Below are 26522 nucleotides of genomic sequence, written 5' to 3'. Positions count from 1 at the left end.
CATGCGTCGTCTCCCGAATAGTGAATACAAAATTATCTTCCTACGATCGGCTTTCCGGACCGGGGGCGGATTTTGGAATGCAGCACTTCGACAACGAGCACTTGCCGGAGCCGGAAGAACATTTTGCTGAAGGATTTGCGCCGGACGCGATCCTGACTTGTCTCGTTGCCGTGGAAGCAGTCGGGCTTGTTCTTATGGCCCTTGGCGCCATGCATCCCGGCCGCTGGCTGCTGGCTTGAGCATGTGCGGCGACCGGCCGGTTTTGCGGTGATAAGCTGCCCGGATGGATCAGCTTCTACGACTGACGATCATCTTAAGCCGGTGGACGCGACGGCGTTGGACGAAGACCGAGGCGATTGTTGCGCTGTCCGTGATCGCTATTGCCTTGGCGATCGCGCTCATCGAATGGGCCGGCTACTGGCCAGAAGCTTTAACCGCTACGAAGGCGCGGCGAGCGCCTATGCGACTATAAATATTACGCTGAAACAAGGCACGAGCGTCCCCAAAACTTCAGGTATTGCCTGCAGTCCGGCGCCCTTTGCACAGAAATGCATAGATGGCGGATGCTGATCGGCGGCAACGGGTGAAGACGACGGTGTCCTCTCTGATTCGCGGCTCATGTAATTCGAGATTCCGCTGCCAACGGGCGGCACAGTCATCGCCTCTGTGTGGCCCGCTCGGGGGGGGGGGCGCGATTTACTGCGGTGAGTTTGTCAAAGGAAGAGTGCTGGGGCTAGGCCGCCGGAGCGAAGGAGCACGCCCAAAGGTCCATGCTCTTGGTCGTGCCGCCGAGATACGCAAGAGCCTTCGCGTCGTCGCCAAAGCAGAGGCGGGACACGAGGGCGGTGGTGGCGCAGGTTGCGGTGATGGTGATGAGGTAGAAGTCCGCCGAAACCTTCTCGATGGAGCCGGCGAGGTTAGTAAAGACGCCGCCCGTGTTCGTGGACAGGGTGACGGTGCCGGCAATCAGATCGAATAGGACGCGCGCCGTACCCACCGGATTGGTGCTTCAGGCGAACAAATCCGGCCGACGAAGCCGCAGTGCGAAGAGAAGCACCAGGGTTTTCATGTCGGTGATCTCGCCCCGATCGCTCATGGCGGCGAGGGTGGCCAGGGGCATCTCGTGAACAGTGATGCTTTCATGTTCCTCGGCCAACCCACCGCCGGGGCCGGAGCGGTCGGCGGCGCTATAGGCACCTAGAAACAGGTCCATCTGTTCGGTAGAAATCCCGGGCATTGACCACCCAGTTGTCAGGCGTTCGAGGGTGCCGAGGCGGACGCCGGTCTCCTCGAAGGCCTCGCGGCGCGCGCCGTCCTCGGGCTCAGATTCGTCGAGGAGTCCAGCCGGGATCTCAAGAAGCGACAGGGTACCAGCCGCAAAGAAGGTGGGTGGCCGGAACTGCTCCACCAGAAGCGCCACGCGGCGCTCGGGATCATAGGGCAGAACCCCCACCGCGCGGCCGTGATCCTCGATCTCGCGGGTCAGGCGCGTGCCGTCCGGCATCGTGACTTCTGCCACGAGAAAGCGGCTCCAGCCATCGTGCAGGATGCGGGTGCCACGGATCACCGGCGCCATATAGTCGTTCCCGTCTTCCGGCCACGGGCGGTCACGCGGCCTTCTTCGGGATCACCTAACCGCGAGTTGCCGCATCATTGAGGCGAAGACAGTGCGGAATGAACGCGTTTTCAGGTGCCGCCCTTCTCAATGGTGAAGCTGAAGACGCCGTCGTCGCGGCCCTGACCGACGAGACGATCGCCCTCTTCGGTGACGAGATGGGGGATGTCGATCACCGAGACCGGATCGGTGCAGAGGATGGTCAGCTGCGCCCCCGGTTCCAGGCCGCGCATGGCCCTGCGGGTGCGCAACACCGGCAGGGGGCATTTCAGGCCGCTGAGATCGAGGACGAGTGGCGCGTCGGTCATATCTGCCCAACGATACGACAAGCCCCGCCCGAGGCTGGTGCCTCGGGCGGGGCTTGAGCCGAAGACGAGGCTTCGTGGATGATGTCAGTAGCCGTAGGCAGGATAGCCGTAGGCCGGGGCGTAGCCATAGGCGGGCGCGTAGCCATAGGCCGGGGCATACCCATAGGCTGGTGCGTAGCCGCGGTCGTAATAGCCGTAGCGGGGAGCCTGGCTCGCCGCGATGGCGCCGCCGATGATGCCCAGAGCGGCACCCGCCGCGAGGGCTCCACCGATGCCGGGGCCACGGCGATAGCCGCCACCATAATAGCCGCGACGGTAGCCGTAGCCGCCGCCGTAGTAGCGGCCATAGCGAACGGTCTCCACGGCAGAGCCGCCAGCGACCTGTGCCGACGTCAGAGCGGGCATCGGGGCGGCTTGTGCGCCGGAGAGAGGAGCTGCCGCCAGACCGACGGCGGTCGAACCGGCAAGGACAAGGGACATGATGCGCGACATGCGGGCGATCTCCTAATTCGAGTGTACCTGCACCGTTAAAACACCATCTTTGATGAACCGTTCCGGAACAGACGAGGCACTATCGGCCGAACGTGTGCACCGGCACAATTGTCGTTTCAAGAAGACATGGGTTTATAGTCAATAGCCTCTCTTCAGAAGACGCATTCCGTGAACGCCGGATCGACGGAGCGCCGCCATGGACCCTCGTAATCCGCCAACCTATCCTCAGCCCGCGAATGACCACTGGCGACGATGGCTTCGAGGGGCTGGAGGAAGTGAGTTTCATCGCGTCCCTGGGCATCACGGCGCCCGCGCGCTTCAAGACCCTTGCGGGCGATGGCCAGGGCTTCCGCTGCCACAGTGCCCAGACTGCGTCCGGCGATCGGTGTTGCGAGGCCGAGACGTGGCACGATGGCGCGGAGGCATTCGCGCTCTGCGGTACTCCAAGCCTTGGCAATGTCCCAGGCCGCCGCGAGCCCGGCATCGTCGTAGAGTAGCCCGACCCAGAACGCCGCCTGCGCGACGATCATGTCCGCGCCGCCCACATCTGAGCCGCGCATCTCGATGTAGCGCTTGAGCCTGACCTCGGGGAAAGCCGTGGAGGCATGGTTCGCCCAGTCCGACATCGTAGCCCTCTCGCCGGGAAGCGCCGCGAGCCGCCCATCCATGAGATCGCGGAACGAGGCGCCGCTGACGTCGTGATAGGTCTCTCCGCGCTTGACGAAATACATCGGCATGTCGAGCAGCCAGTCGGTATACGCTTCATACCCGAAGCCAGCCTCGAAGGCGCGGGGCAGCATGCCAGTCCTGTCGCCATCGGTATCGCGCCAGATCTCGGAGCGGCGCGAGAGGAAGCCGTTGGGGCGCCCGTCGGTGAAGGGGGAGTTCGCGAAGAGCGCCGTCGCCACCGGTTGCAGCGCCAGGGCGACCCGCATCTTGGCCGCCATGTCCGCTTCTGAGGAGAAGTCGAGATTCACCTGCACCGTGGCGGTACGCAGCATCATGTCGAGGCCGAGGGAGCCGACCTTGGGCATGTAGCCAGCCATAATCTTGTACCGGCTCTTGGGCATGACCGGCGTTCCCTCGCGGGTCCATTTCGGACTCATGCCGAGATCGAGGAAACCGATTCCGAGTGGGTCTGCCGCACGCGCGGTCGCCTCCAGATGGCTGCGCAATTCACGCTCGGTGGCATGGACATCAGCTAACGGCGCGCCGGACAATTCGAACTGCCCGCCAGGTTCGAGCGAAATCGCTCCCCCGTCATTTCCGGCGAGGCCGATCAGGTTGCCGGCATCCTCGATCGCCTCCCAGCCGGTTTCGCGCGCAACGCCTTCGAGGAGCGCGCGGATTCCAGTCTCGCCCGCGTAGGGAACGGGTGCGTTGCCGTTCCGGTAGAACGGAACCTTCTCGTGCTCCGTGCCGACGGCGAAGCGCTCGGGCGGTTTTTCGCCCTCGGCGAACCACGCGATCAGTTCGTCCCGCTTCGTCAGCGGTGTCGTGTCGGACGTATCGCGCGCCATGCGCTGCCTCGTGATGAAGGTCGTGTGTGGTGAGAGGCAGGCCGGACCGCAGCGGAGGAGCCCCTTTGAAGATGGCGACTCCTTAGTCCAGCCGCGAGCCATGAACAACGCGGCGTGGTGGGGGGCTCATCAGCGTGTGTCTCCCAGCACAGACTGCACCAAGGTGAGAGCCACCACGGCCGCCGTATCCGCCCGTAGGATCCGAGGTCCGAGGGATAGCGCGACTGTGTTGGGTCGCGCAGCGATCATTTCCCTCTCCTCTGCCGAGAACCCACCCTCAGGCCCGATCAGAACCGCCAGGGTCGGCGGCGCCGCCGGGTCGGCGGCGCCGCGCAGGGCCGCGACAGGATCGGCCACCGCGGCGTCCTCGTCGCAGAAGACGAGGAGGCGTTCGGGCGCGAGTTCCGCGAGCGCTACGGGGAGCCGGACCGCGTCGGGAAGATCGGGAATCGCCAGGATGCCGCATTGCTCGGCCGCTTCGATGGCGTTGGCGCGCAGGCGATCGAGATTGATCCGCTCGCCTTGCGTGTAACGGGTGAAGACCGGCCGGATGGTGCCGGCTCCCATCTCCACGGCCTTCTGCGCCAGATAGTCGAGCCGGGCGGTCTTCAGTGGCGCGAAGAGGTAATGCAGGTCGGCACGTTCGGGTTGAGGGCGTACCTGCTCGACAACGATCAGTTCTGCGCTCTTGCGCCCACTCTGAGCGATGCGGGTGCGCCATTCGCCGTCGCGGCCGTTGAAGACGAGGACGGGATCGTCCGGGCCACGACGCAGGACGTTCAGCAGGTAGTTCGCCTGGGCGCGTTCCAGGGGAAGGACAGTGCCTTCACCAAGGTCGCATTCGACGAAAAGGCGGGGGGCGGTAAAGTCGTATGCTGCCATGGCTCAGCGTGGTCGCCCGCGTTCGCAGGCCTGTCAACGCCGGCGTCCGATTGCGAGTGATGCGCCGGGGCAACAGCGCTGGATTTTGTCGAGTTTCCCCAAACGCAAACCTTACCGGCCATTTACGTCTCGAAAGACGCCACATTCGTATGGCGAGACGTCAACGAGGTTCGGCAATCGCTCCGGCAGCCACGGCAAGGCACTGGTGTAGATTGGGGGAGAGGGAAATCCAACTATGTCATCGAAGATCATCGCGGCCGTCGCCGGAGCTGCATTCGGCTCCGTTCTCATCGCTGGTCCCGCCTTCGCGCAGAACGCGGAATGCGGTGAGATCCAGAAGACGCTCCAGTCGCGCAAGGATCTCGTGGCCAAGGCGAATGCCGCGTCGAACTCCAAGAAGAAGATGACCCCCGCCGAAGCCTGCGCGCTGTTCGGCAAGCTGCAGACCAACGGCAACGAAGGCGTGAAGTGGATCGCCGCCAACAAGGAATGGTGCTCCATTCCCGATTCCTTCGCCGAAGGCTTCAAGGCCGACCATCTGAAGGTCGCCGGCATCCGCACCAAGATCTGCGGCGTCGCCGCCCAGGCCGCGAAGATGGAAGCCCAGGCGCGGGCGCAGGCCCAGAACGGCGGCGGCGGTAGCGGTGGTGGCATGCTCGGCGGGCCAGGCCTGACGGGCAGCTTGAAGATGCCGCAGGGCGCGCTCTAGGCCTTGGCTGCCATTTCGGTCCACGATTGCGCCCGCCCATGGCGGGCGTGACCTCGCCAGACGGCGCAGACGGGAAGGTCGCGGATGCTGTCGTCGGCCACTGGGTCGATCGTCTCGCCCCGCGCGGCCTCCGTCCCTATCTCCGCCTCGCCCGCATCGACCGGCCGATCGGCTGGTGGCTACTGCTCCTGCCGTGCTGGTGGTCGGCCGCCCTGGCGGCGCTCGCCGGTCACAAGCCGTTTCCGGACCCGGCGCATCTGCTCCTGTTCCTGATCGGCGCCATCGCCATGCGAGGGGCGGGCTCGACCTACAACGATATCGCCGACCGTGATCTCGACGCGCAGGTGGAGCGCACGCGCTCTCGCCCCCTCCCCTCCGGGCAGGTGAAGACGCGGTCCGCCGCCATCTTCCTCGTGATGCAGGCGCTGGTCGGTCTGGCCGTGCTACTACAATTCAACGCTACCGCCATCTGGGTCGGCATGGCGTCGCTCCTGCCAGTGGCGATCTATCCGTTCATGAAACGGGTGATGTCGATGCCCCAGGCGGTGCTCGGCCTCGCCTTCTCGTGGGGAGCGCTGATGGGCTGGGTCGCCGCCTTCGGCAGTCTCGGTGCGCCGGCCTTGGCTCTCTATGTCGGCGCGTTTGCGTGGATCGTCGGCTACGATACGATCTATGCGGTTCAAGACATCGAGGATGACGAGATCGCCGGCATCCGCTCGTCGGCCCGTCTGTTCGGCCGTGGTCTGAAGCCCGCCATCGGCCTGTGCTACGCGGTCTCGGCCGCCGCCATTGCCACAGCTGCGGCACTGGCTGGTGCGGGCCCTGTCGGGTTTCTCGGCGTTGCCTTGTTTGCCGCCCATCTCGGATGGCAGGTTTTCCGTCTGAAACCCGGTGACGGGCGCGGGGCATTGCTGCTCTTCCGCTCTAACCGCGATGCCGGGTTGATACTTTTCGCTGGCCTATCGGCCGATGCCCTGTGGCAGGCCCTCTTCTGAGGCCGGTCCGGCCTCAGGACAGCGCGCCTCCGACGATCTCGCTCTCACCGCGATAGATCAGGGGACGCACCGGCAGCACGCCGGTCTTACGACGGACGAGGAAGCGCGGGCGGCGGCCATTGAGCAGGCCGTGACGACGGCGGGTGCGGGTCGTTCCGAGAGCGACACGGCCGAGCTGGCGCGACACGGTTGCTAGGGTGCCGTCTTCCCGCACGATCATCCGCGGCAGGCCGGTCCGGGCCGAGCAATCACGCCAGATCGCGACCACATCGTCATCGCCATAAGGTCCGAGACGACCCAGCGTGGCGCCGGTCTCGTCCACGAGCAGAAGGGCGAAGCGATCCTCGTCGCAGGCATCGGAATCCTCGGATGCGAAGGCCAGGGCGACACCGACGGCCACGGTACCACCGGCGACGCGGCCGGTGATCGGCAGAACCGAAGTAGTGAACGCCACGGAGCTCAGCGCGACGCCATCCTGCAGGCAGTGATCGGTGGCGATGCCGACGTTTGTCTCGGTTGGATTCATGTTTGAGAAAGTGTTCATTGGTCCGACGCCCTGTTGGTGTGATCGGCCTCTATCGGGCCGTCTCTTATGACAAGCAGATTTGCGTCTAACCTCCTCAAACCGCCTTAATAGCCACAGTTAAGCGATCGTGGACGGCGGGGAAGCGATTGGGATGCTCAACACTTCCTTGCTTCATTCCTCAGGATCGCGGTGCATCTCCGGATCCTCGATCCTTGTGGGCATGGGATGCCCGCCCTACAACGGTATCAGTCTCTTCCCGCCGCAGGGCGCGGAAAGGCCCGATTCGCATCCCTTCTCGAGAAAACCCGAAGATTCGGAGACGCATGTCCGACACGATGTCGATCGAAGCCGCCAAGGCCCTCGTCCCTGATCTGCGGGCGGCGATCCGCGAAGCTGCCTCCCTCGCCCTTCCCTACTTCCGGGCGGACGGACAGACGACGGCCCGGACATGGTCGAAGGCCGGTGGCTCTCCGGTGACGGAAGCCGATGTGGCGGTGGATACGTTCCTGAAGATCAGGCTGAGTGCTTTGCTGCCGAAGGCCGCCTGGCTTTCGGAGGAAACGAGCGACGATCCAATTCGCCTGGGCTCCGACCTCGTCTGGATCGTCGATCCCATCGACGGCACCCGTGCCTTCCTCACAGGCCATCCCGATTGGTCGATTTCGGTGGCGTTGCTCTCGCAGGGGCAGCCGGTTCTCGGCTTCGTCCATGCTCCCGTCAGCGACAAGTTCTACGAGGCGGTGGCGGGTGCTGGCGCGACGTGCAACGGCGTTTCGCTGTCGGTCTCGCGACAGGCCGGGCTCGCTGGTGCGCGGGTGACAGGACCGAAACCGATGGCCGATAAGCTTGCACGGGGCGGCTCCGTTGATGGAAAAGCGGTCGATTTCAAGATCATCCCGCGTGTGCCGTCCCTTGCTTTGCGGGTGGCCAGGGTCGCGGAGGGATCGATCGATATCGGCCTCGTTTCGTCCGACGCGCGCGACTGGGACCTCGCCGGGGCCGACCTGCTCCTGCGCGAGGCGGGAGGATCGGTGAGCGACCTGCGGGGAAATCGCACGACCTACAATAGACCAGATCCCGTCCACGGGGCCCTGATCGCGATGTCGGACACCCTGCGCGACGATGTCGTTGCAGCTCTGACGCGGGTCTGAAGCGTTCGTCATCGCGACGACGCGTCATTCCCTTCGCAGCCTGGCGAAGCGTCGGTTGCGTGTGGATGCGGCGGTGAAATCGACCGGAATCGAGCCGGGTTTCGACCGCCATCGGCGAGGCTTTCGAGGCCTCCGGGCCGATCGACGAATCCGGCCGCGTTGCGGTGCTCCGTGGCGCCATGGACCTGAGCGTTCAACCCGGTAAGCGCAGGCATCCGGCGAGGTGCGGGACACCCGATGGTCGAGACGACCGAAGTGATTCTCCCCCGCCCCCGTGCCGGCGCGATTGGCCCGGACACGCAAACGCCGAGCCCTGTGAGGAACTCGGCGCGAAACGTCCATCAGCGCGGGGACGATGCCCTCGACGCAGGATAAGCCCGATCAGGCGTGTTCGCGAACCGCGACCACTTCGGGAGCCACTCCGAGCCGCTCGGCGAGGTGCCAGCGCAGTTCACGGGGCGAATGGTAGTTGTATGAGGTATCGATGAGGTGGCTGAGATCGATGTCCTGCGCATCACGCGACGTCGTCTGCTTCAGCTTTCCTACCTTGAATGTCGCTGCATCGGTGATGGGCGAACGGACGCCGCGGCGCCGGGTGTATTCGAACAACATGTTTTCTTGTGATCTTTCAGATTTTCTTGGTGTGCAGAACAACGAGCTTAGCTCCGTGTTCCGTAAGTCAGAGGTTTGAAGGGTGGGAGGGATGCCATCCTCAGCGAACTCGTCTCCCCAGAGGAGATCGTCGGGATGGCGGCGGACACGGCGCTCGATCGCCGATGGTGACGCCAGCCCCGAGGGCTGGCGCCGGGGGCGTCAAGCCGCCTGGAGGTTACCAGCCGAGTCCTTGCCGCTGCGCTTGTCGGTCTGGATCTCGTAGGAGACCTTCTGACCTTCAATGAGATTGCGCATTCCCGCGCGCTCGACGGCGGAGATGTGAACGAACACGTCCTTGCCGCCGTCATCGGGCTGAATGAAGCCGTAGCCTTTGGTTTCGTTGAACCACTTAACAGTGCCGGTATTCACGAATAGAACCTCGTATCGTTCGTTGACCAAAGACGTGCATCTGCTCGAGATACCCGGCGCCGGTCCTCTTTTACATTTGACGGGATCAGCAGGTCGTGAGACGTGCGATGCACGTTGCGTTCGGCTCACTGATGCCCGCTGTCCTCCATGTAGGCTGATTGTGCGGCGGCAACAAGGCACCCGGCTCGATCTTGCCTGCCGCACCGGCACGCTGCACTCTCATGGGACTCCGATCGGACCCCGTGTTTTTCGGTCCGCGACATGCATATATGGGACCTGTTCCAGGCAGTTAGGCGACGCAATTAGGCGGTTCATGGCGGGCATCTCGGTTTCCCTCGAAGGCGCGAACATCCAGCTCTCATTCCAGAAGGACGATCAGGCCACGGCCGTCGTCATGGATGCGCGGGCGGCCCGTGCGCTCGTGCGTGCGGTGGGACAGCTGCTGACCGCGATCGACGAGCCGGACGATGTCGACCTGCCGGACGATCTGAGCGACGAGGATATCGCCATGCTCGAAGTCACCTCGTCCGCCATTGAGGTCGGCACCGACGAGCAGGGACAGGCCGTGGTCGCCTTGCAGGCCGGGGCGCTTCCCCCCTTCCAGCTGCGCCTGACGGACGAAGAGGCCCGCCACGTGGTGACGAGCCTCTCTGAAATCCTCAGTGCGCCCCGGGACGTGCGCGCGTCACACGGGGATCACTAGACCCCTCGATCACATCCTGACGCCGGGGTCGGTCGGTCCGCCCGGCAGATAATCGGGCTCGGAGCCCGGTCCCTTCGGCTCGTCGACGCCGGGATCGTCGACAGGATACGGGGTCCGTGGTCCGGTCGGGCCGATATCCGGCCCTTCATCTGGCGGCAGCGGCGGCGGTGGCAGATCACCGGGGATTCCGCCCGGCAGCGGCTCGGGGATCGGTAGGCCTGGATTGGCCATTCAGCGTCTCCTTCGCTTCTAGGTGGATCGCGCTTCTAGGTGGATCGCGTTCCGACGTTAAGTCGGTCGTCTGTCGGACCAACCCGCCCCGATCGTCGCCAGTTCCAGCAAAGCATGAATTCGAGCCTTGTGCTGCCGCCGTGGCTGCATTGCGCCTCGGCCCGTCCAGGAACCTGCCCCAGCCGCTACCGGTTCTTCCGCTACCTCTTTGAACACATGCGGAGATCTGCCATGGCCGACATCAAGCAGTCGAAGGTTCTCATCGTCGCGACAGACGGTTTCGAGGAAACCGAGCTCACCGTTCCGCTGCAGAATCTCAGGGGGGCCGGAGCCAGCGTCGTCGTCGCATCGCCGAAGTCACGCGAATCGCGGGAATCCATTCGCGGCTGGGACAAGACCGATTGGGGCAAGAACGTTGCGGTCGACAAGGATCTCGAGGATATCGACCCGGCCGATTTCGAAGCGCTCGTCCTCCCCGGCGGTCAGATCAACCCGGACAAGCTGAGGCTCGAGCCGAAGGCCCTGGAAGTCATCAAGGCCTTTCTGACGTCCGGCAAGGTCGTGGCCGCCATCTGCCACGCGCCCTGGCTGTTGATCGAGGCCGGTGCCGTGAAGGGCCTGAACCTGACCTCGTTCTCATCGATCAAGACGGACGTCATCAATGCCGGCGGCCAGTGGCACGACGAGGCGGTGGTGACCGACAAGGGGATCGTCACCAGCCGCAATCCGGGCGACCTCGACGCGTTCTGCGCCAAGATCGTCGAGGAGATCCAAGAGGGTAACCACGGCGCTCGCCAATTGGCCGCCTGACGGCAAGCTTGCGCTCCGCCCGCCCCGAAACGGGCGGGCTGTCCGACTCAGCCGCGCGATGACCCGACTTCGCCGGTGACTTCCAGCACCAGGCCGGAGGAGAGCGGACGACCATACTCGTCCTCGACATCCACGGTGATGCGGTGACTGCCGGCCGGGATGTCCCCGTCGAGACGTGCCACCCAGATATGGCTCGAGGGCTCCGCCTTCACCCAGGGTTTCTTCGCCTCGGGATAGCGGAGGTAGACCTCGTTCACGAACGGATCGGGGCGTCGCGTCCGCACCATCGCGACGGCCGGGCCGCTGCCGATCCGATAGGAGACCCGCGTGCGCGGGCCGCCGTCGAAGACGTTCACCACCAGATTGGTGGCGGAGAGGCTCTCTCGCGGCACCGGCGACCGCAGGGTCTGCATCGGCCGGTAATCGCGCAGGACCTCGCCCGCGCCGCCGCGATACTGGCTCTCCAGAACGATCCGCATCCCCTCGTCCGGCTCGCCCTGGGCCGGGCGGTAGCGGGTCGTGTAGCCGGCGCCGTCCACCGACAGGACATGGAAGCCATTCGGTGTTCCGTCGCGGCTGTCGGCCGAGGGGATGCCGGTGCGGGAAGAGGGGCCGCTCCACCACGAGCCCGAGACGGCGGTGAGGACGTGGTGATGGTGGCTCCCCGCGCCGCCCGCACGGGGATAATGATGCTCCGTCGTGTGGGTATGGCCGGCGAGGCTCAATACCGGGCGGTCGCCCAGAAGGTCCAGCAGGCGCTCGCGGTCCATCACGTTCTGGCGCGGATCGTCCGGGTTGAGGTCGGTGTAGAGCGGGATATGCATCGCGATGACCACGAGGCGATCCTTGGGCGTCTGCGCCAGCATGTTGGCCACGAAGGCGAGCTGGCGTTCGCCGATGCGCCCTTCGTAGCGCCCTACCCCATCGCCCACCCCCGATGCGGCGCCGAGATAATGGACGGTGTCCAGCATCAGGAACAGCGCCTTGCCGCGGTGGAAGGCGTAGTACGGCGCTCCGTAGACCCGCTTGAAGGTCTCGCGGCTGTAGCGTGCGTCGGGCGCCTCGAAATTGAGATCGTGATTGCCGCCGATATGGAACCAGGGAATGCCGATGCGCCCCATGATGCGGTTCGAGCGGCCGTAGAACGAGAGATCGTCGAACAGGATGTCGCCCGTGGTCATGCCGAAGGCGGCTTTCGTCCCGAGGACGCGCGTCACCGCCGTATCGCGGACATGGCCGAGTTCCACCGGGCTCTCGGGCTGCGGATCGGTGAACAGGATCACCTCGAAGGCATCCGGTTCCGCCTGGCGCGACAACGCGAAATCGATGGAGGCGGGAAGCGGTCCCGTCGGGTCGATGCCCCGATAGCGCAGCCGCAATTCGGGCGGCGTCCCTTGCGGTTGGTGGAGGTAGCTGAAGCGCGGGATGTTGTTCTCGTCGCGCGGCAGGGCAAAGCCCGACGGCTTGACCACAAAGACGGTGTCGCCATCCGACACATCGAGGCCGTAGCGGCCCTGACGATCGGTGAGGACCACGTCCCGGCCGTTGGAGACGGCGACATCCGGGATGCCGATCCGTTCGCCGGAGACACTCTCGTAGACCATGCCCGTCGCACGCTCCGACGCCCGGGCGGAACTGGCCGACAGCGCCAGTGCGGCGGCGCCTGCCATGGTCTGGCGGCGGGTCAGAGCGGATCGGTCCATCATGCGAAAGCCTGTTGCAACGGGTCGGCCACACCGAACCACGTGCCTTTGACCATCGCGTGACGCTTCCGGCGAGCGTCGCCCGTTCAATGCGTGGCGACGGTCTTCTCGACTTTGGGCTTGGTCACGGCGGCCCCGGAGATCAACTCGCCGAGACGCTTCTGGTCGAGCCCGCGTGTCACGTCCACGAGGCGATCACCGGCGGGGGATTCGACGGCTCTCACGGGGATCGACCCCGTCGCCACCGGGTCCTTCATCGCTGCCACCGGCACGGCGGACAGCGCGGGCTCGCGTTGGAGGCGCATGGCCCAATGGGCGGCGGTGGAAAGCGCGGCAATGGCGACGATCGCCTTGGTGCCGTTGGTAAGAAGGCGGCGCATGAGGAGGAGCCCGAGACTACGCGGAGGAACCTGGCCGGTTCCCCGGCCCGTCTCACTTGTGCGTGAAGTCGGTAAACCAATCCGCTCAAGCACTCGTCCGGCACTTGTCCTGAAATGGCTCGACAAGCTGAGCGCGCAATGAGCGTGGGCCATCAGCCACGGCGACGGTTCCTGTTCCCCGCACTCGTGACACACCTGACGCGACCCGGCCCACCAGGCCTCACAGGATCGACGCAGAGAACTGGTCCGCATCGCCCCGTCACGGCAAGCCCTGCAGCCACGCAAGTCCGAGAGGGTTCGCGAAACCGTCGAACGCATTAGCCGCGGGGACCGCCGATGTAGACATCCTACACCGAGCCGGCAACCGATCCGGCCGCATAGGGCCCTTCCGCCGCAGGCTCGTCCGCTGGCGGAACACGGGACTGGATGGGATCGGCCTCGGCGAGGCTCGTCCATGTCGGCATTCCCGGCTCACGCCGGGGACAGCATCACTGCAGCGAAGAACGGTGAGGATATTCCCACCGCTCCGATCGAAGCGGGTTTCGACCGCGCTGCCTCATGGCACCGGGTTGGTGTTGGTCGGCGCTCGACGTCTCAGCTCAGCGAGCCGCAGAAGCGCTGGATGCGGGTGCAGGCCTCTTCCAGCGCCGTGTTCGACGTGGCGTAGGAGATGCGCAGGTTCGGTCCGAGGCCGAAAGCCGAGCCGTGAACGGCGGCGACACCCTCGGCCTGGAGCAGTTCCAGCACGAAATCCTCGTCCGATTCGATGACCTTGCCCGACGGCGCCTTGCGCCCGATCGTCTCCGCGCAGGACGGGTAGACGTAGAAGGCGCCTTCCGGCGTCGGGCATTTGAGGCCCTTGGTCTGGTTCAGCATGGAAACCACGAGGTCGCGGCGCTCATGGAAAGCGGCGCGGAAACGGGCGAGATGCTCCTGCGTGCCGTCGAGGGCCGCCACCGCCGCCCATTGCGAGATCGAGGAGGCGCCGGAGGTCTGCTGGCCCTGGACGAAATCCATCGCCTTGATGAGGTGCTCGGGACCGGCGGCGTAGCCGATGCGCCAGCCCGTCATCGCATAGGCTTTCGAGACGCCGTTCATGGTCAGCGTCCGGTCGTAGAGGCCGGGCTCGACCTGGGCCGGCGTGACGAACTCGAAATCGCCGTAGCAGAGGTGCTCGTACATATCGTCCGTGAGCACCCAGACATGGGGATGCCGCATGAGGACGTCGGTGATCTTCTTCAGCTCGTCGCGGGCATAGGCCGCGCCGGAGGGGTTCGACGGCGAGTTGAGGATGATCCACTTGGTCTTCGGCGTGATCACCCGCTCGAGTTCTTCCGGCTGGAGCTTGAAATCATGCTCCATGTCCGTCTCGGCGAAGACCGGCGTGCCGCCGCACAGCACCACCATCTCCGGATACGAGACCCAGTAGGGACGCGGGATCACCACCTCGTCGCCGGGGTTCAGCGTGGCCAGGAGTGCGTTGTAGATAACGTGCTTGCCGCCGGTGCCGACGATGGTCTGCGACGCTTTATAATCGAGGCCGTTCTCGCGCTTGAACTTCCGCACGATCGCTTCGCGCAGGGGCACGATCCCGGAAACCGGCGTGTACTTGGTCTCGCCGCGACGGATCGCGTCGATCGCCGCTTCCTTGATGTGGTCTGGCGTATCGAAATCGGGCTCACCCACCGACAGGCTGATCACGTCCATCCCGCCGGCTTTCAGCTCACGGGCCTTCTGCGTCATCGCGATGGTGGCGGACGGCTTCACCTTGGACAGGGCGTCGGCGAGAAAGCCCATGATGGTCTACTCCGATCACGTCAGATGGGCGCCGATACGCGCCTCTTCAAAAAGCGCGCGGACCCTAATCCCGGAGCTGTGAGCCGGCAAGGCTGGCGGACACATCAAAGCGGCCACCCCTGGCGCGATGACGCTTCGGGATGGCCGCTTCGTACTGATGAGGACAGATGTGCCCTGAGGTCAGATGCCCCCGAAGACCCAACGGAGCTTCGACAGGAACCCTCCGCCGGATTTCGCAGCGCGGGTCGCCTCTGGCTCGTCCTTCTCCGTTGCGGAGGCCTTGTCCGCATGGATCAGCCCGAGGGCCGCCGTATCGGTGGTCTCGCGATCGATGAGGATGAACCCGCCGGTATCGCGGTTGGCGGCGTAGGCATCGATGGCCACGGCGCGGTCCAGGCTCAGGGTCACGTCCGCGATGTCGTTGGCCACGAGACGGGCGGCCGGAACGGGATTGCCGCTCTCGGGATCGATCCGCGTATGGATGGTCGTGACGGTGGCGTTCACCGTCACGGTGCCGATCTTGGCGAGCAGGGTGGCGCCGGGCAGGAGTTCGGTCTCGGCCGCCCAGAAGAGACGGGCGTCGAAACGGTCGCTCACCCGCATCGGCGCATCGGCCGTGACGATTACCGAACCGCGCGAGGCGTCGATCTCGTCGGCGAGGACGAGGGTGACGGACTGGCCCTCCACGGCATGCGGCAGGTCGCCATCGGCGGTGTAGATGCGGGCGATGGTGGAGGTCCGGCCCGAAGGCTCGACGATGATCGCGTCGCCAGGGGCGACGCGGCCGCTGGCGATCAGGCCCGAGAAGCCGCGGAAGTCGGAGTTCGGACGGTTCACCCACTGGACCGGAAGACGGAACGGAGCGGCCTGCTCCTCGACCCGAACCGGCACCTCTTCCAGGTACTGGAGGAGCGGCGTTCCCGTGTACCAGGGCACGGCGGCGCCGGGCAGGACGACGTTGTCGCCGTTCTTGGCGGAAAGCGGGATGGGCCGAATCTCGGTGAAGCCGAGGGGCGCGGCGAACGCGTCGAACGCCGCCGTGATCTCCTCGAACTTGCCCTGCGACCAGCCGACTAGATCCATCTTGTTCACCGCGAGGGCGACGCGCTTGATCCCGAGCAGCGAGACCAGCAGCGCGTGCCGCCTTGTCTGACGGGTGAGACCCTGCCGAGCATCCACCAGGATCACGGCGACATCGGCCGTGGAGGCACCGGTCGCCATGTTGCGGGTGTACTGCTCGTGGCCGGGCGTGTCGGCGACGATGAACGAGCGCTTGTCGGTGGAGAAGAAACGATAGGCGACATCGATGGTGATGCCCTGCTCGCGCTCGGCCTGGAGACCGTCCACGAGAAGGGCGAGGTCGATCTCGGCGCCCTGGGTGCCGTGCTTGCGCGAATCGCGCTGCAGCGCCGTCACCTGATCGTCGAAGATCTGCTTGGTGTCGTGCAGGAGGCGGCCGATCAGGGTCGACTTGCCGTCATCGACGGAGCCGCAGGTGATGAAGCGCAGCACTTCCTTGCTCTGGTGAGCGGCGAGGAAGCTGTCGTAGCCGAAAGCTTCGGGTGACTGATGGATCGTCATCTTAGAAATACCCCTCCTGCTTCTTGCGCTCCATGGCGCCCGACCCGTCCTTGTCGATCACGCGGCCCTGACGCTCGGAGGTCCGAGCGGCCAGGGTCTCGCCGATGATCTCGGGCAGGGTCGCGGCATGGCTCTCCACGGCGCCGGTGAGCGGGTAGTCGCCAAGCGTCCGGAAACGCACGGACAGGTTCTGCGGGGTCTCGCCGGGGTTCAGGGGCAGGCGGCCGTCGTCGACCAGGATCAGCTGGCCGTCGCGCTCCACGACGGGGCGGGGCTTGGCGAAGTAGAGCGGCACGATCGGGATCTGCTCCTGCTCGATATAGAGCCAGACATCGAGCTCGGTCCAATTCGAGATCGGGAAGACGCGCAGGGATTCGCCGCGCTTCTTCTTGAGATTGTAGAGGTGCCAGGGCTCGGCGCGCTGGCGCTTCGGGTCCCAGCGGTGCTGGGCCGTGCGCAGGGAGAAGATGCGTTCCTTGGCGCGGGACGCCTCCTCGTCGCGGCGCGCGCCACCGAAGGCCGCGTCGAACTTGTGCTTGTCCAGCGCCTGACGCAGGCCTTGCGTCTTCATCACGTCGGTATGGACTTCGGAACCATGGCTGATCGGGCCGATGCCCCGGGCCAGGCCGTCCTGGTTGGTGTGGACGATGAGATCGAGACCGAGCTCCTTGGCGCGCTGATCGCGGAACGCGATCATCTCCTTGAACTTCCACGTCGTATCGATGTGCATCAGCGGGAACGGCAGACGGCCCGGCGCGAAGGCCTTCAACGCCAGATGCAGGAGCACCGACGAATCTTTGCCGATCGAATAGAGCATCACCGGGTTCTCGGTCTCGGCGACCGTCTCCCGCATGATGTGAATGCTCTCGGCTTCGAGACGCTGCAGGTGAGTCAGACGCTCGGGCAGCGTGGCGGCCAGGGCGGTGGCGGCGCTCATCGGGCCATCTCCAGATTGCTGTTGCGGGGTACGGATTCGAACGCGGCGGCTTCCTGGCCCGGCTGAACGTTCGCCTCGGGCTGGTGCACGTGAAGGCCGCATTCCTTCTTGGATTCCTGCTCCCACCACCAGCGGCCGGCGCGTTCGGATTCGCCGACCTTGATGGCACGCGTGCACGGGGCGCAGCCGATCGAGGGGAAGCCGCGATCGTGCAGGACGTTGTAGGGGATGTAATTGTCGATCACGAAGCGGTCGACATCGGCTCTGGTCCAATCCGCGAGCGGATTGATCTTGATGAGACCACGCGCCTCGTCCGCCTCCGCCAGGGGCGTATCCGCGCGATTGGCGGATTGGCCAGCCCGCAGGCCCGTCAGCCAACCGGCGGCGCCGTCGAGGGCCCGGCCCAGCGGCTCGACCTTGCGGAAGCCGCAGCAGGCCTGCCGGGCGGCGACCGAATGGCGAAAGCCGTTGATTCCCTCGTCGCGGACGAACGCCTCTTCGGCGAGCCGCTCAGGTGCATAGGCCTGGATGCGGATGCCGTAGGCCGATTCGGTCTCCGCCCATACATCGTAGGTCTCGGGAAAGAGCCGTCCGGTATCGAGCGTGACGATCTCCGTCCGCCCTTTGGCCATGGCGAGGGCGTGGGTCAGAGCCTGATCCTCGATGCCGAGGCTGGTCGTGAAGACCAGTCGGCCGGGGATCGCGGCTTCGATCGCGCGGATCCGGCCCCGCAGATCGAGGCCGGCCATCGTGGACGCGAGGTCCCGCGCCGTTCGTTCCAGGGAATTGCTCATCTGCGGTGCTCGATACGACTGCCTGAAAGATGCCTGCTTGTCTGCCGCCTGAAATGTTCGCTATAACGAACGCTGTCAAGGCATAGCGGCCATCGCGGCGCGGCATTCCCACGCGGACGCCGCTATGGTTTGCAAAGGCGCAGCGACCGGATTGGTTGCCTGTCGAAGGAATATCCTTCTCAATTCGCCGGTCGACGTCGTGCCTCCGCGCACCTCGGCGCCACCGATCGGAACTGCTTAGCGAGGTCAACGTGGACGCGATCGATCTGAAGATCCTGGCACTGCTGCAGAACGACGCCACTCTGTCGATCGCGACGATCGGAGAGAAGGTCGGCCTGTCTCAGACGCCCTGCTGGAAGCGTATCCAGCGCCTCGAAGCCGATGGCGTGATCGACCGCAGGGTCGCGGTTCTCGATCCCGTCAAACTGGGTCTCGGCCTCACCGTCTTCGTGTCCATCGAAACGTCGGACCATTCCCGCGATTGGCTCGAGCGCTTCGCCTCGACCGTCGCCGCCATGCCCGAAGTGCTGGAGTTCTACCGCATGGCGGGGGATGTGGATTACATGTTGCGGGTCGTTGTCGCTGATATGCAGGCTTACGACACATTCTATAAGCAGCTCATCGCCACCTTGCCGCTCAAGAACGTGACGTCGCGCTTCGCCATGGAAAAAGTGAAGTCGACAACGGCACTTCCGCTTCCGGCCGCTCCCTCGAACGGTCGTTTCACGCCAACCCTCTCGGTCGTGGCGGGAGAATAAAATTCTCTATTGCGCTGCAAGGATAGGCAGCTCCTTCTACCCCGACGTCGTTCTGTAAAACGGACATCCCGTTGACAGCCGGCCTCTCAGGACGACATGGCTTACCGATGGCACGACAAGCGATCCTTCCCCAAACCGCCCCGTTCAACGACAGCGAACGCGCGAGCCTCGACTCGGTCCTCGGCGGAGCGACGCCGATCCAACGCGCCTGGCTCGCGGGCTTCCTCGCGGGGTTGGATGCGGCCGGCGGCCAGAATGCCGTGGCACCCGCCGCGCCGCCGAAGGCATCCGAGCCGTTGACGATCATCTACGCAAGTGAATCCGGCAATTGCGAAGCACTGGCCGGCACCGTGGCCAAGCTGGCCAAGAAAAGCGGCTTCAAGCCAAAAGTGGTGGATTTCGCCGACCTCGACATCGCGACGCTGCCCGGCGCGAAGAACGTGATCGCCATCGCCGCCACCTGGGGCGAGGGTGAGCCTCCGGCCCGCGCCACCCGCGCCTATAACGAATTGATGGGCGACGGCGCCCCTCGCCTCGACGGCGTGAATTTCGGCGTGCTGGCGCTCGGCGACACTTCCTATGTGGAGTTCTGCGCCATCGGGAAGGCGCTCGATGCGCGGTTCGAGGCGCTGGGCGGAAAGCGTAGTGTGGACCGCGCCGATCTCGATCTCGATTTCGACAAGCCCGCCGCCGATTGGATCAAGAACACCCTGAAGGCTCTGGCGCCCGCGCCGAGCGCCGACAACGTCGTGGCGGTCGATTTCGCCGGCCGCGCCGCCGTCGAGGACGACGATGCCGAGCCGAGCCGCGAACCGGTCGTGGTCGAGGTGGTGGATCACATCAACCTCAACTCGTCGCTTTCGGACAAGGAGACGATCCACCTCGCGCTCGAATTCCCGGACGGTGCCCCCGCCTACGAGCCCGGCGATTCGCTGGAGATCTACCCGGAGAACGATCCGGCCCTCGTGGAGGAGATCCTCAAGGCGACGAATCTCTCCGGGGACGAGAGCCTGCGCAAGGCTCTCTTGGCGGAGCGCGACATCACCACGTTGTCGGCCACCACGGTGGAGCGATTCGTGAAGGCGACGGGCCATTCCGAAGCGCAGAAGCTCATCGACAGCGGTGAGGTGAAAGCCTGGATCGAAGGTCGCCACCTCATCGATCTCATCGAGACCTTTCCCGCGACGTTCTCGGCCGAGCATCTCAACACCATCACGCGGCCCCTGCCGCCGCGGGCCTATTCCATCGCTTCCTCGCGCAAGGAAGTGGGCGACGAGGTCCATCTCCTCATCGTCGCCGTTCGGTACGACAGCCATGGCCGCTCCCGGTCGGGCGTCGCCTCGGTCCATGTGGCCGACCGGATCAAGAACGGCGCCAAGCTGCGGGTGAAATTGAAGCCGAACCGGCATTTCCGCCTGCCGCAGGACCCGGCCACCGACATCATCATGGTGGGCCCCGGCACCGGCGTCGCCCCGTTCCGCGCCTTCGTGCAGGAGCGCCGCGCCATCGAGGCCACCGGCCGCTCGTGGCTCTTCTTCGGTGACCGCCACTTCACCCACGACTTCCTCTACCAGCTCGAATGGCAGGACGCCCTGGAAGACCGCTCGTTGACGAAGATCGACGTCGCCTTCTCCCGCGACCAGCCAGAGAAGATCTACGTGCAGGACCGCATCCGCCAGCACGCCAAGGAAGTGGTGGAATGGCTCGATGGCGGCGCCAGCCTCTATGTCTGCGGCGATGCGAACCGGATGGCCAAGGACGTGCGCAACGCCGTCGTCCAGGCCTATGCCGAGGTCAAATCGCTGAGCGACACCGATGCGGAAGCCGCAGTGGCGGCGCTGGAGCGAGCCCATCGCTACCAGCAGGACGTCTACTAGGGCGCGTTGTTCCTCCCCCGCTCAAATGGGGATGCGCATGCGGCGCCAAAATATGAATTGAAAAGACCGGATCATCGCCATGGACGACCTGACTCCTCCCCGCACCTACGAGACCCCGCCGACGACCCGTCCGATCGACGAGGCCGACGCGGCCCGCGAGGCGGGCCTCGCGCATAACGAGCACATCAAGATCGCGAGCGGCTTCCTGCGCGGCACCCTGGCGGATGGCCTGCTCAAGCATGCCACCGGGGCGATCTCCGAGGATGACGGCCAGCTCGTGAAGTTCCACGGGATGTACCTGCAGGACGATCGCGACCTGCGCCCCGAGCGTACCAAGAAAAAGCTCGACAAGGCCTACAGCTTCATGATCCGCCTGCGCATTGCCGGCGGCGTCGTGACGCCCAAGCAATGGCTCGTCCTCGACAACATCGCCACCACCTACGCCAACGGCACGTTGCGGGCGACGACCCGCCAGACCTTCCAGTATCACGGCGTCATCAAGTCGAACCTCAAGCGGACCATGGCCGCCATCGACGCGGCCCTGCTCGATACCATCGCGGCGTGCGGCGACGTGAACCGCAACGTCATGGCATCGACGAATCCGGCCCAATCGGGTGCCCACAAGGCGGCATACGATCTCGGCAAGGCGATCTCCGACACGCTCCTGCCGAAGACCAATGCCTGGCGCGAGATCTGGCTCGATGGCGAGAAGGTGATCGGCGGCGAACCGGAATTCGAGCCCGTCTACGGCAAGACCTACCTGCCGCGTAAGTTCAAGATCGTCATCGCGGTGCCGCCGTCGAACGAAGTCGACGTCTTCGCCCATGATCTCGGCTTCATCGCGATCCTCGACAAGAAGAACAAAGTCACCGGCTGGAACGTCACGGTCGGCGGCGGCATGGGCATGACCCATGGCGAGCCGGACACGTTCCCGCGCACCGCCGATGTGATGCTGTTCTGCAAGCCGGACGAAGCGGTGCGGGTCGCCGAGGCGGTGATGACGGTCCAGCGCGACTGGGGCAACCGCAAGAACCGCAAGAACGCCCGTCTGAAATACACGATCGAGCGCTATGGCCTCGCGGCCTTCCGCGCCGAGGTGGAGAAGCGCTTCGGCAAGCCCCTCTCCGACCCGAAGCCCTTCACCTTCACGGGCAACGGCGACCGCTTCGGCTGGACCGAGGGTGACTATGGCCGCCACCACCTGACCCTCTACGTCCCATCGGGCCGCATCAAGGACGATCTCGGCGACGGGCCGAAGCTCCTGGCGGGCCTGCGCCGGATCGCGGAGATCCACGAGGGCGACTTCCGCCTCACCGGCAACCAGAATGTCATCATCGCCAACGTGCCGTCCGAGAAGCGTGCGGAGATCGAGGCGCTGGTGGACGAGTACGGGATGCAGAAGGGCGCCAGTGCCCTGCGTCGCAATTCCATCGCCTGCGTCGCCCTGCCGACCTGCGGATTGGCGCTCGCCGAGAGCGAACGCTACCTGCCGGACCTGATGACGGACCTGGAGGAAAGCCTCGCCTCACACGGGCTGCAGGACGACGAGATCACGATCCGCATGACCGGCTGCCCCAATGGCTGCGCCCGGCCGTTCATCGCGGAGATCGGATTCGTCGGTCGCGGCCCGGAGCGCTACCACCTCTATCTCGGTGCCGCCTTCGATGGTTCGCGCCTCGGCAAGCTCTACGCCGAGGATGTGAGCAGCTCCGAGATCAGGACCATCCTCGATCCGCTCTTCGCGGCCTATGCGCAGGGCAAGACGGCGGGCGAGCGCTTCGGCGACTTCCTCATCCGCGCCGGCTATGTCGAGAAAACCTTCAACGGACCGGATTTCCATACGAAGACCGGCGCCCTGAAGGCTATTGCCTGAACCAACCTTCCTCCGTGCATTGCTTCGGCAGTGTTGCAGTGCACGGGGGTTTGTCTTTACGGCCAAGCTCAGGTGGGGACCGAATATAAGTTCGAGACGCCTGAACTCTGACGCGGCTTAGCGGTTGATCTGGAGATTCGACCGGAGGCTGCGATGGCCAAGCACGAGATCCTGAATTTCTTCGAACATCGCCGCGACGGCGCCTGGATCTGCGTGAAGCCCTTCACGCTGACGACGAAGCAGACGAGCGTCGATATCCGACAGGGCATGCGGTTCGATTACGGCAAGCGTGTCGGCGGCGTGGACCTGGCCGAGTATCTGGAACAGCTCGGATCGCAGTTCGGCTCGTAAACACTCGCCCGCGTGCCGGCCGCGCTCTGAGAGTCCGCTTCGGCCACGGCCCATGTGTATCGTGAGCCCGACGTTCGTTATTGCAGTCCTCTTCGACCCATCTCTTCGCGGGAACGCCGACGGTCCCGGCCTCCTGTCCGGAATGTCGTATCACTGACGGCGCGTAGGCCGCCCCGCAATCGTGGATCGTCGCCGTCAGCGATCCCTGGGCGGTAAAGACACGAGTGGCTCCGGACATCCCACGCGGTGTCCCGACGTGCGCCGGCCACCACCTCAAATCCATCGTTCATGATGGTCCGATGAGACCTTCCGCCGACCTCACCGTTTCTTGGATGAGCCGCTTCGATTTAGCGCTGGGATCATTCCTGCGCCGTTCATCTGTTCCGTGCAATGATCCACTGTTCAACGCCGTGTTTTTGACGGCTGGAGGCAGGAGATTTAGGGTCCGTTTATGACAATCACCGTCGACCCGTTGCAGGCGAGCCTGGAAGACGCGGCCCCCACGACACGATGCAGGATTCTGGCGACGGCAGAGCGTTTCTTTCGCGAGATCGGCTACCAGAAGACCACCGTCTCCGACATCGCCAAGACGCTCCGGATGAGCCCGGCCAATGTCTATCGGTTCTTCGAATCGAAGAAAGCCATCAACGAGGCGGTGGTCGAACGCGTCACCCGTGAGGTCGAGGCACTGATCGCGGGCATCGCCGTGGCTCCCGGCCTCAGCGCGGACCAGCGGGTCGCGGAAATCATCCGGGAGCTTCACCGCGACTGTATCGAGCGCTGCAAGGACAACCCGCGCATCCATGAGATGGTGGAAGCCGCCATGACGGAGAGTTGGGGGGTGTGCCGGCACCATATCGACCGGATCGGCGCGGCATTGGAACGGGTGGTGACGGACGGCGTCCGCAGCGGCGAGTTCCAGGTCGAGGATCCCGCGACCACTGCTGCGTGCCTGCACGTGGCGATCACGCGCTACTGCCATCCCGTTCTGGTCAGTCAGTACCCCAATGCGCCGGCGCCACCCATCGATGCGATGATCGCCTTCCTGTTGCGGGCGCTCCACGAACCCGCCGGGACCACCACCCCGGTCAAAGCCAGGGAACCGGCCGAGCCGCTGTAGCGCGCCGAGATCATCAGCCCATCTCGGCGAGGATCGCCTGCGCCGCGGCGCGAGGATCGGCGCTCTGGGTGATCGGCCGGCCGACGACGATGTGATCGATCCCCACCGCCATGGCGGCCGCCGGCGTCAGAACGCGCTTCTGGTCGCCGAGATCGTCACCTGCCGGGCGGATGCCGGGCGTCACGATCAGCCGCGACGGGCCGATGGCGGACCGTACGGAGGCTGCTTCGACGGCACTGCAGACGATGCCGCCGATCCCGGCCTCGGCCGCCTGCCTTGCGCGCAAAGCCACCAGATCCGCGATGGGCATGGCGTAGCCCGCCTCGTCCGCGTCGGCCTGATCGTAGGAGGTGAGGACGGTGACGGCGAGGATCGTCGGCCCGCTCCGGCCGGCACCCCGAACGGCGGCGCGCATGGTCTGCGGATAGGCATGGACGGTGAGGAAGGTCGCGCCGAGGTCGGACAGCGCCCGGACGCCGTCTTCCACGGTATTGCCGATATCGTGCAGCTTCAGGTCGATGAAGACCTTCAGGCCCGCTCGCGAAAGCCGCTGCACCAGGGGAAGGCCACCGGAATAGGCCAGCCGGTACCCGATCTTGTAGAAGGTCGCGGCATCGCCGATGCGGTCCACCAGCGCCTCGGCCTCGGCCACGCTCGGCAGGTCGAGGGCGACGATGAGGCGGTCTCGCGGATCGTTGGCGGCGTGGGACATGGAAGGCTCCGGGGGATCGGGTGACGGATCGCCGCCACGGCGCTCCATGTCAACGCGGGCGGCCCTGTCACCCACGCGTCATCACCCGGGAAACCTCCTCCTTCAGCACCGGCAGCAATTCGGCCTCGAACCACGGATTGGTCCGGAGCCAGCCGTTGTTCCGCCAGGACGGGTGCGGCAAGGGAAGCACGCGCGGCCGGCGCGGCTCATCGAGAATGGTTCGCCAGTTGCGCACCATGGCGGTGAGCCCGCCCTCGACCCGGCCGAGATGCCAGGCTTGCGCGTATTGGCCGATGACCAGGATGAGCTCCATCTCGGGCAGGCCCTCGAACAGCGTATCCCGCCAGCGTTCGGCGCATTCACGGCGCGGCGGCTTATCGCCCCCCTTCGCGTCGAGGCCAGGGAAACACGCCCCCATGGGCACGATGGCCAGCCGGCTGGCGTCGTAGAAATCCGGCTCGGACAGGCCGAGCCACGACCTCAGGCGGATGCCGGACGGATCCATGAACGGGACACCGCTCTTGTGCGCCCGGTTCCCCGGAGCCTGGCTGGCGATGCAGAGACGCGCCGAACTCGAGCCCTGGACGATGGGTTTGGGCTCCTGCGGCAGGCGCGCCCCATAGAGCGGCGCATCGCGGCACAGGCGGCAGGCACGGAGGGACGCGGCGGTCGATTCGAACGAGGTCATGCGTCGTGACAGGTAGTGTGAACACGAGATCCTGGGAGTACGGGACGTGGGAACGAGAGGCCGCACCCCGCGCTTGAATCGTCTGAGGAGCCTACGACGACGGCCTCCCCCACGAGCATGCCCTACCGAGAAACACAGGGAGTACCCCATGGCCTTCATCACCGCGCAGGATGGCACCGGCCTCTACTACAAGGATTGGGGTCACGGGCGGCCCGTCGTGTTCCTCCACGGTTGGCCCCTCGACGCGGATATGTGGGAATATCAGATGGTACCCGTGGCCGAGGCGGGCTTCCGGACCATCGCGTATGACCGCCGTGGGTTCGGACGCTCGGAGCAGCCGTGGCAGGGCTACGATTACGATACGTTCGCCGACGACCTGAAGGCGATGCTGGACGCGCTCGACCTCACCGACGTGACCCTGGTCGGCTTTTCCATGGGGGGCGGAGAGGTAGTGCGCTACCTGTCGCGGCACGGCAGCGACCGGATCTCCCAGGCGGTCCTGATCTCGGCGGTGACGCCGATGATGCTGAAGACCCCGGACCATCCCGACGGCGTGGATGCCGGCGTGTTTGAGGAGATCATCGACGGGCTGAGGATGGACCGGCCGTCCTTCCTCGCCAATTTCAACAAGGGATTCTTCGGTGCCGGCATGTTCACCTCGCCGGCATCGCCCGAGATGATCGCCTGGGCCGGCCAGGTCGCCATGCTGGCCTCGCCCAAGGCCACCATCGCCTGCGTGAAGGCCTTCTCCGAGACCGATTTCCGTCCCGACATGGCGAAGGTGACGGTGCCCTGCCTGATCATCCATGGCGATGCCGACCAGACGGTGCCGATCGACGTCACCGGAAAGGTCGCGGCCTCAGCCGTGCCGAGCGCCGAATTCGAAATCTACGAGGGGGCTCCGCACGCGATCCCGCTCACCCATCACGAGCGTTTGACGACGGACCTCATCGATTTCCTGAGGCGCTGACGCCGCCGCGACTGGC

At 65.3% G+C, this 26522-nt stretch carries 30 protein-coding genes; 12 read left to right on the top strand and 18 right to left on the bottom strand.

The features are described 5' to 3' along the window. The first annotated feature begins 77 nt into the window (after window positions 1-77). The gene (locus tag AC0IXR_RS17645; protein ID WP_471761628.1) at window positions 78-239 is read left to right on the top strand and encodes a hypothetical protein; all 162 of its coding nucleotides are present in this window, start codon (window positions 78-80) and stop codon (window positions 237-239) included. A gap of 494 nt (window positions 240-733) precedes the next feature. On the opposite strand, the gene AC0IXR_RS17640 is transcribed toward AC0IXR_RS17645, so the two are convergent. The 6 genes from AC0IXR_RS17640 to AC0IXR_RS17615 form a co-directional block, all read right to left on the bottom strand. Next, window positions 734-997 carry a hypothetical protein gene (locus AC0IXR_RS17640; RefSeq protein ID WP_471761627.1) on the bottom strand — a complete coding sequence of 88 codons (264 nt, stop codon included), beginning with the start codon at window positions 995-997 and terminating at the stop codon, window positions 734-736. Window positions 998-1009: 12 nt separating this feature from the next. Next, the gene (locus AC0IXR_RS17635) at window positions 1010-1576 is read right to left on the bottom strand and encodes an NUDIX domain-containing protein (protein ID WP_207412555.1); all 567 of its coding nucleotides are present in this window, start codon (window positions 1574-1576) and stop codon (window positions 1010-1012) included. A 110-nt stretch (window positions 1577-1686) separates the two neighbouring features. Further along, window positions 1687-1923 (bottom strand): sulfurtransferase TusA family protein, encoded by a 237-nt coding sequence (locus AC0IXR_RS17630; RefSeq protein WP_056428876.1) that lies wholly within the window; start codon window positions 1921-1923, stop codon window positions 1687-1689. Between the two features lie 84 nt (window positions 1924-2007). Further along, window positions 2008-2415: a hypothetical protein gene (locus AC0IXR_RS17625; RefSeq protein ID WP_056428874.1), complete on the bottom strand. Its 408-nt coding sequence runs from the start codon at window positions 2413-2415 to the stop codon at window positions 2008-2010. A gap of 152 nt (window positions 2416-2567) precedes the next feature. Continuing rightward, the gene (locus AC0IXR_RS17620) at window positions 2568-3935 is read right to left on the bottom strand and encodes a glutamate--cysteine ligase (RefSeq protein WP_056428870.1); all 1368 of its coding nucleotides are present in this window, start codon (window positions 3933-3935) and stop codon (window positions 2568-2570) included. Window positions 3936-4064: 129 nt separating this feature from the next. Continuing rightward, the gene (locus tag AC0IXR_RS17615; protein WP_056428867.1) at window positions 4065-4817 is read right to left on the bottom strand and encodes a 16S rRNA (uracil(1498)-N(3))-methyltransferase; all 753 of its coding nucleotides are present in this window, start codon (window positions 4815-4817) and stop codon (window positions 4065-4067) included. A gap of 235 nt (window positions 4818-5052) precedes the next feature. Between AC0IXR_RS17615 and AC0IXR_RS17610 the strand changes: the two genes are divergently transcribed. Further along, complete coding sequence (locus AC0IXR_RS17610) at window positions 5053-5526, top strand: hypothetical protein (RefSeq protein WP_056428862.1); 474 nt, start codon at window positions 5053-5055, stop codon at window positions 5524-5526. Between the two features lie 38 nt (window positions 5527-5564). Further along, window positions 5565-6521, top strand: a complete 957-nt coding sequence (ubiA, locus tag AC0IXR_RS17605) for a 4-hydroxybenzoate octaprenyltransferase (RefSeq protein ID WP_311276220.1) — start codon at window positions 5565-5567, stop codon at window positions 6519-6521. 13 nt (window positions 6522-6534) lie between these two features. On the opposite strand, the gene AC0IXR_RS17600 is transcribed toward ubiA, so the two are convergent. After that, on the bottom strand, window positions 6535-7047 hold the full coding sequence (locus tag AC0IXR_RS17600) for a DUF6101 family protein (RefSeq protein WP_056428970.1): 513 nt from the start codon (window positions 7045-7047) through the stop codon (window positions 6535-6537). A 323-nt stretch (window positions 7048-7370) separates the two neighbouring features. On the opposite strand from AC0IXR_RS17600, the gene AC0IXR_RS17595 reads away from it, so the two are divergent. Beyond that, entirely contained in the window at window positions 7371-8198 is an 828-nt protein-coding gene (locus AC0IXR_RS17595; RefSeq protein WP_311276218.1) for a 3'(2'),5'-bisphosphate nucleotidase CysQ, read from the top strand. Window positions 8199-8579: 381 nt separating this feature from the next. Here AC0IXR_RS17595 and AC0IXR_RS17590 read toward each other — a convergent pair whose 3' ends face one another. Next, window positions 8580-8810: a hypothetical protein gene (locus tag AC0IXR_RS17590; protein ID WP_056428857.1), complete on the bottom strand. Its 231-nt coding sequence runs from the start codon at window positions 8808-8810 to the stop codon at window positions 8580-8582. Between the two features lie 201 nt (window positions 8811-9011). Further along, window positions 9012-9221 carry a cold-shock protein gene (locus AC0IXR_RS17585; protein WP_026175704.1) on the bottom strand — a complete coding sequence of 70 codons (210 nt, stop codon included), beginning with the start codon at window positions 9219-9221 and terminating at the stop codon, window positions 9012-9014. 313 nt (window positions 9222-9534) lie between these two features. Between AC0IXR_RS17585 and AC0IXR_RS17580 the strand changes: the two genes are divergently transcribed. Continuing rightward, window positions 9535-9924, top strand: coding sequence for a hypothetical protein (locus tag AC0IXR_RS17580; protein WP_056428856.1), 390 nt, complete (start codon window positions 9535-9537; stop codon window positions 9922-9924). A 9-nt stretch (window positions 9925-9933) separates the two neighbouring features. Here AC0IXR_RS17580 and AC0IXR_RS17575 read toward each other — a convergent pair whose 3' ends face one another. Continuing rightward, on the bottom strand, window positions 9934-10155 hold the full coding sequence (locus AC0IXR_RS17575; RefSeq protein WP_056428854.1) for a hypothetical protein: 222 nt from the start codon (window positions 10153-10155) through the stop codon (window positions 9934-9936). Window positions 10156-10386: 231 nt separating this feature from the next. Here AC0IXR_RS17575 and AC0IXR_RS17570 point away from each other — a divergent pair, with 231 nt between their 5' ends. Next, complete coding sequence (locus AC0IXR_RS17570) at window positions 10387-10965, top strand: type 1 glutamine amidotransferase domain-containing protein (protein WP_056454930.1); 579 nt, start codon at window positions 10387-10389, stop codon at window positions 10963-10965. Between the two features lie 47 nt (window positions 10966-11012). Here AC0IXR_RS17570 and AC0IXR_RS17565 read toward each other — a convergent pair whose 3' ends face one another. From AC0IXR_RS17565 to AC0IXR_RS17540, 6 genes are all read right to left on the bottom strand, one after another. Continuing rightward, window positions 11013-12671: a calcineurin-like phosphoesterase C-terminal domain-containing protein gene (locus AC0IXR_RS17565; protein WP_471761625.1), complete on the bottom strand. Its 1659-nt coding sequence runs from the start codon at window positions 12669-12671 to the stop codon at window positions 11013-11015. 83 nt (window positions 12672-12754) lie between these two features. After that, window positions 12755-13048: a hypothetical protein gene (locus AC0IXR_RS17560; protein WP_056428847.1), complete on the bottom strand. Its 294-nt coding sequence runs from the start codon at window positions 13046-13048 to the stop codon at window positions 12755-12757. Window positions 13049-13642: 594 nt separating this feature from the next. Then, entirely contained in the window at window positions 13643-14845 is a 1203-nt protein-coding gene (locus tag AC0IXR_RS17555; protein ID WP_311276215.1) for a pyridoxal phosphate-dependent aminotransferase, read from the bottom strand. A gap of 180 nt (window positions 14846-15025) precedes the next feature. Then, window positions 15026-16426, bottom strand: a complete 1401-nt coding sequence (gene cysN, locus AC0IXR_RS17550; RefSeq protein WP_056428843.1) for a sulfate adenylyltransferase subunit CysN — start codon at window positions 16424-16426, stop codon at window positions 15026-15028. A gap of 1 nt (window position 16427) precedes the next feature. Then, window positions 16428-17363: a sulfate adenylyltransferase subunit CysD gene (gene cysD, locus AC0IXR_RS17545; protein ID WP_471761623.1), complete on the bottom strand. Its 936-nt coding sequence runs from the start codon at window positions 17361-17363 to the stop codon at window positions 16428-16430. Continuing rightward, window positions 17360-18157: a phosphoadenylyl-sulfate reductase gene (locus AC0IXR_RS17540; RefSeq protein WP_471761622.1), complete on the bottom strand. Its 798-nt coding sequence runs from the start codon at window positions 18155-18157 to the stop codon at window positions 17360-17362. The genes cysD and AC0IXR_RS17540 overlap by 4 nt, the downstream gene beginning before the upstream one ends. Before the next feature lie 251 nt (window positions 18158-18408). Here AC0IXR_RS17540 and AC0IXR_RS17535 point away from each other — a divergent pair, with 251 nt between their 5' ends. The 5 genes from AC0IXR_RS17535 to AC0IXR_RS17515 all read left to right on the top strand — a co-directional run bounded on the left by AC0IXR_RS17535 (window position 18409) and on the right by AC0IXR_RS17515 (window position 24136). Then, window positions 18409-18915: an Lrp/AsnC family transcriptional regulator gene (locus AC0IXR_RS17535; protein ID WP_018042510.1), complete on the top strand. Its 507-nt coding sequence runs from the start codon at window positions 18409-18411 to the stop codon at window positions 18913-18915. Window positions 18916-19022: 107 nt separating this feature from the next. Next, a complete protein-coding gene (locus AC0IXR_RS17530; RefSeq protein WP_471761621.1) occupies window positions 19023-20792 on the top strand; it encodes a diflavin oxidoreductase in 1770 nt (589 codons plus the stop codon). 79 nt (window positions 20793-20871) lie between these two features. Further along, window positions 20872-22665, top strand: a complete 1794-nt coding sequence (locus AC0IXR_RS17525; protein WP_471761620.1) for an NADPH-dependent assimilatory sulfite reductase hemoprotein subunit — start codon at window positions 20872-20874, stop codon at window positions 22663-22665. A 153-nt stretch (window positions 22666-22818) separates the two neighbouring features. After that, window positions 22819-23016, top strand: coding sequence for a hypothetical protein (locus AC0IXR_RS17520; protein WP_056428824.1), 198 nt, complete (start codon window positions 22819-22821; stop codon window positions 23014-23016). 451 nt (window positions 23017-23467) lie between these two features. Then, a complete protein-coding gene (locus tag AC0IXR_RS17515) occupies window positions 23468-24136 on the top strand; it encodes a TetR/AcrR family transcriptional regulator (RefSeq protein ID WP_311276212.1) in 669 nt (222 codons plus the stop codon). A gap of 13 nt (window positions 24137-24149) precedes the next feature. Here the strand turns inward: AC0IXR_RS17515 and pyrF are convergent, their stop codons facing one another. Then, window positions 24150-24848: an orotidine-5'-phosphate decarboxylase gene (gene pyrF / locus AC0IXR_RS17510; RefSeq protein WP_471761619.1), complete on the bottom strand. Its 699-nt coding sequence runs from the start codon at window positions 24846-24848 to the stop codon at window positions 24150-24152. Window positions 24849-24915: 67 nt separating this feature from the next. Then, on the bottom strand, window positions 24916-25536 hold the full coding sequence (locus AC0IXR_RS17505) for a uracil-DNA glycosylase family protein (RefSeq protein ID WP_056428812.1): 621 nt from the start codon (window positions 25534-25536) through the stop codon (window positions 24916-24918). Between the two features lie 148 nt (window positions 25537-25684). Here AC0IXR_RS17505 and AC0IXR_RS17500 point away from each other — a divergent pair, with 148 nt between their 5' ends. After that, a complete protein-coding gene (locus AC0IXR_RS17500) occupies window positions 25685-26506 on the top strand; it encodes an alpha/beta fold hydrolase (RefSeq protein WP_471761618.1) in 822 nt (273 codons plus the stop codon). Window positions 26507-26522 lie beyond the last annotated feature (16 nt).

The organism is Methylobacterium sp. AC832, from assembly GCF_979256025.1.
Note: the sequence above shows the minus strand (reverse complement) of the source record. Positions and strands in the feature narration are given on the sequence as shown.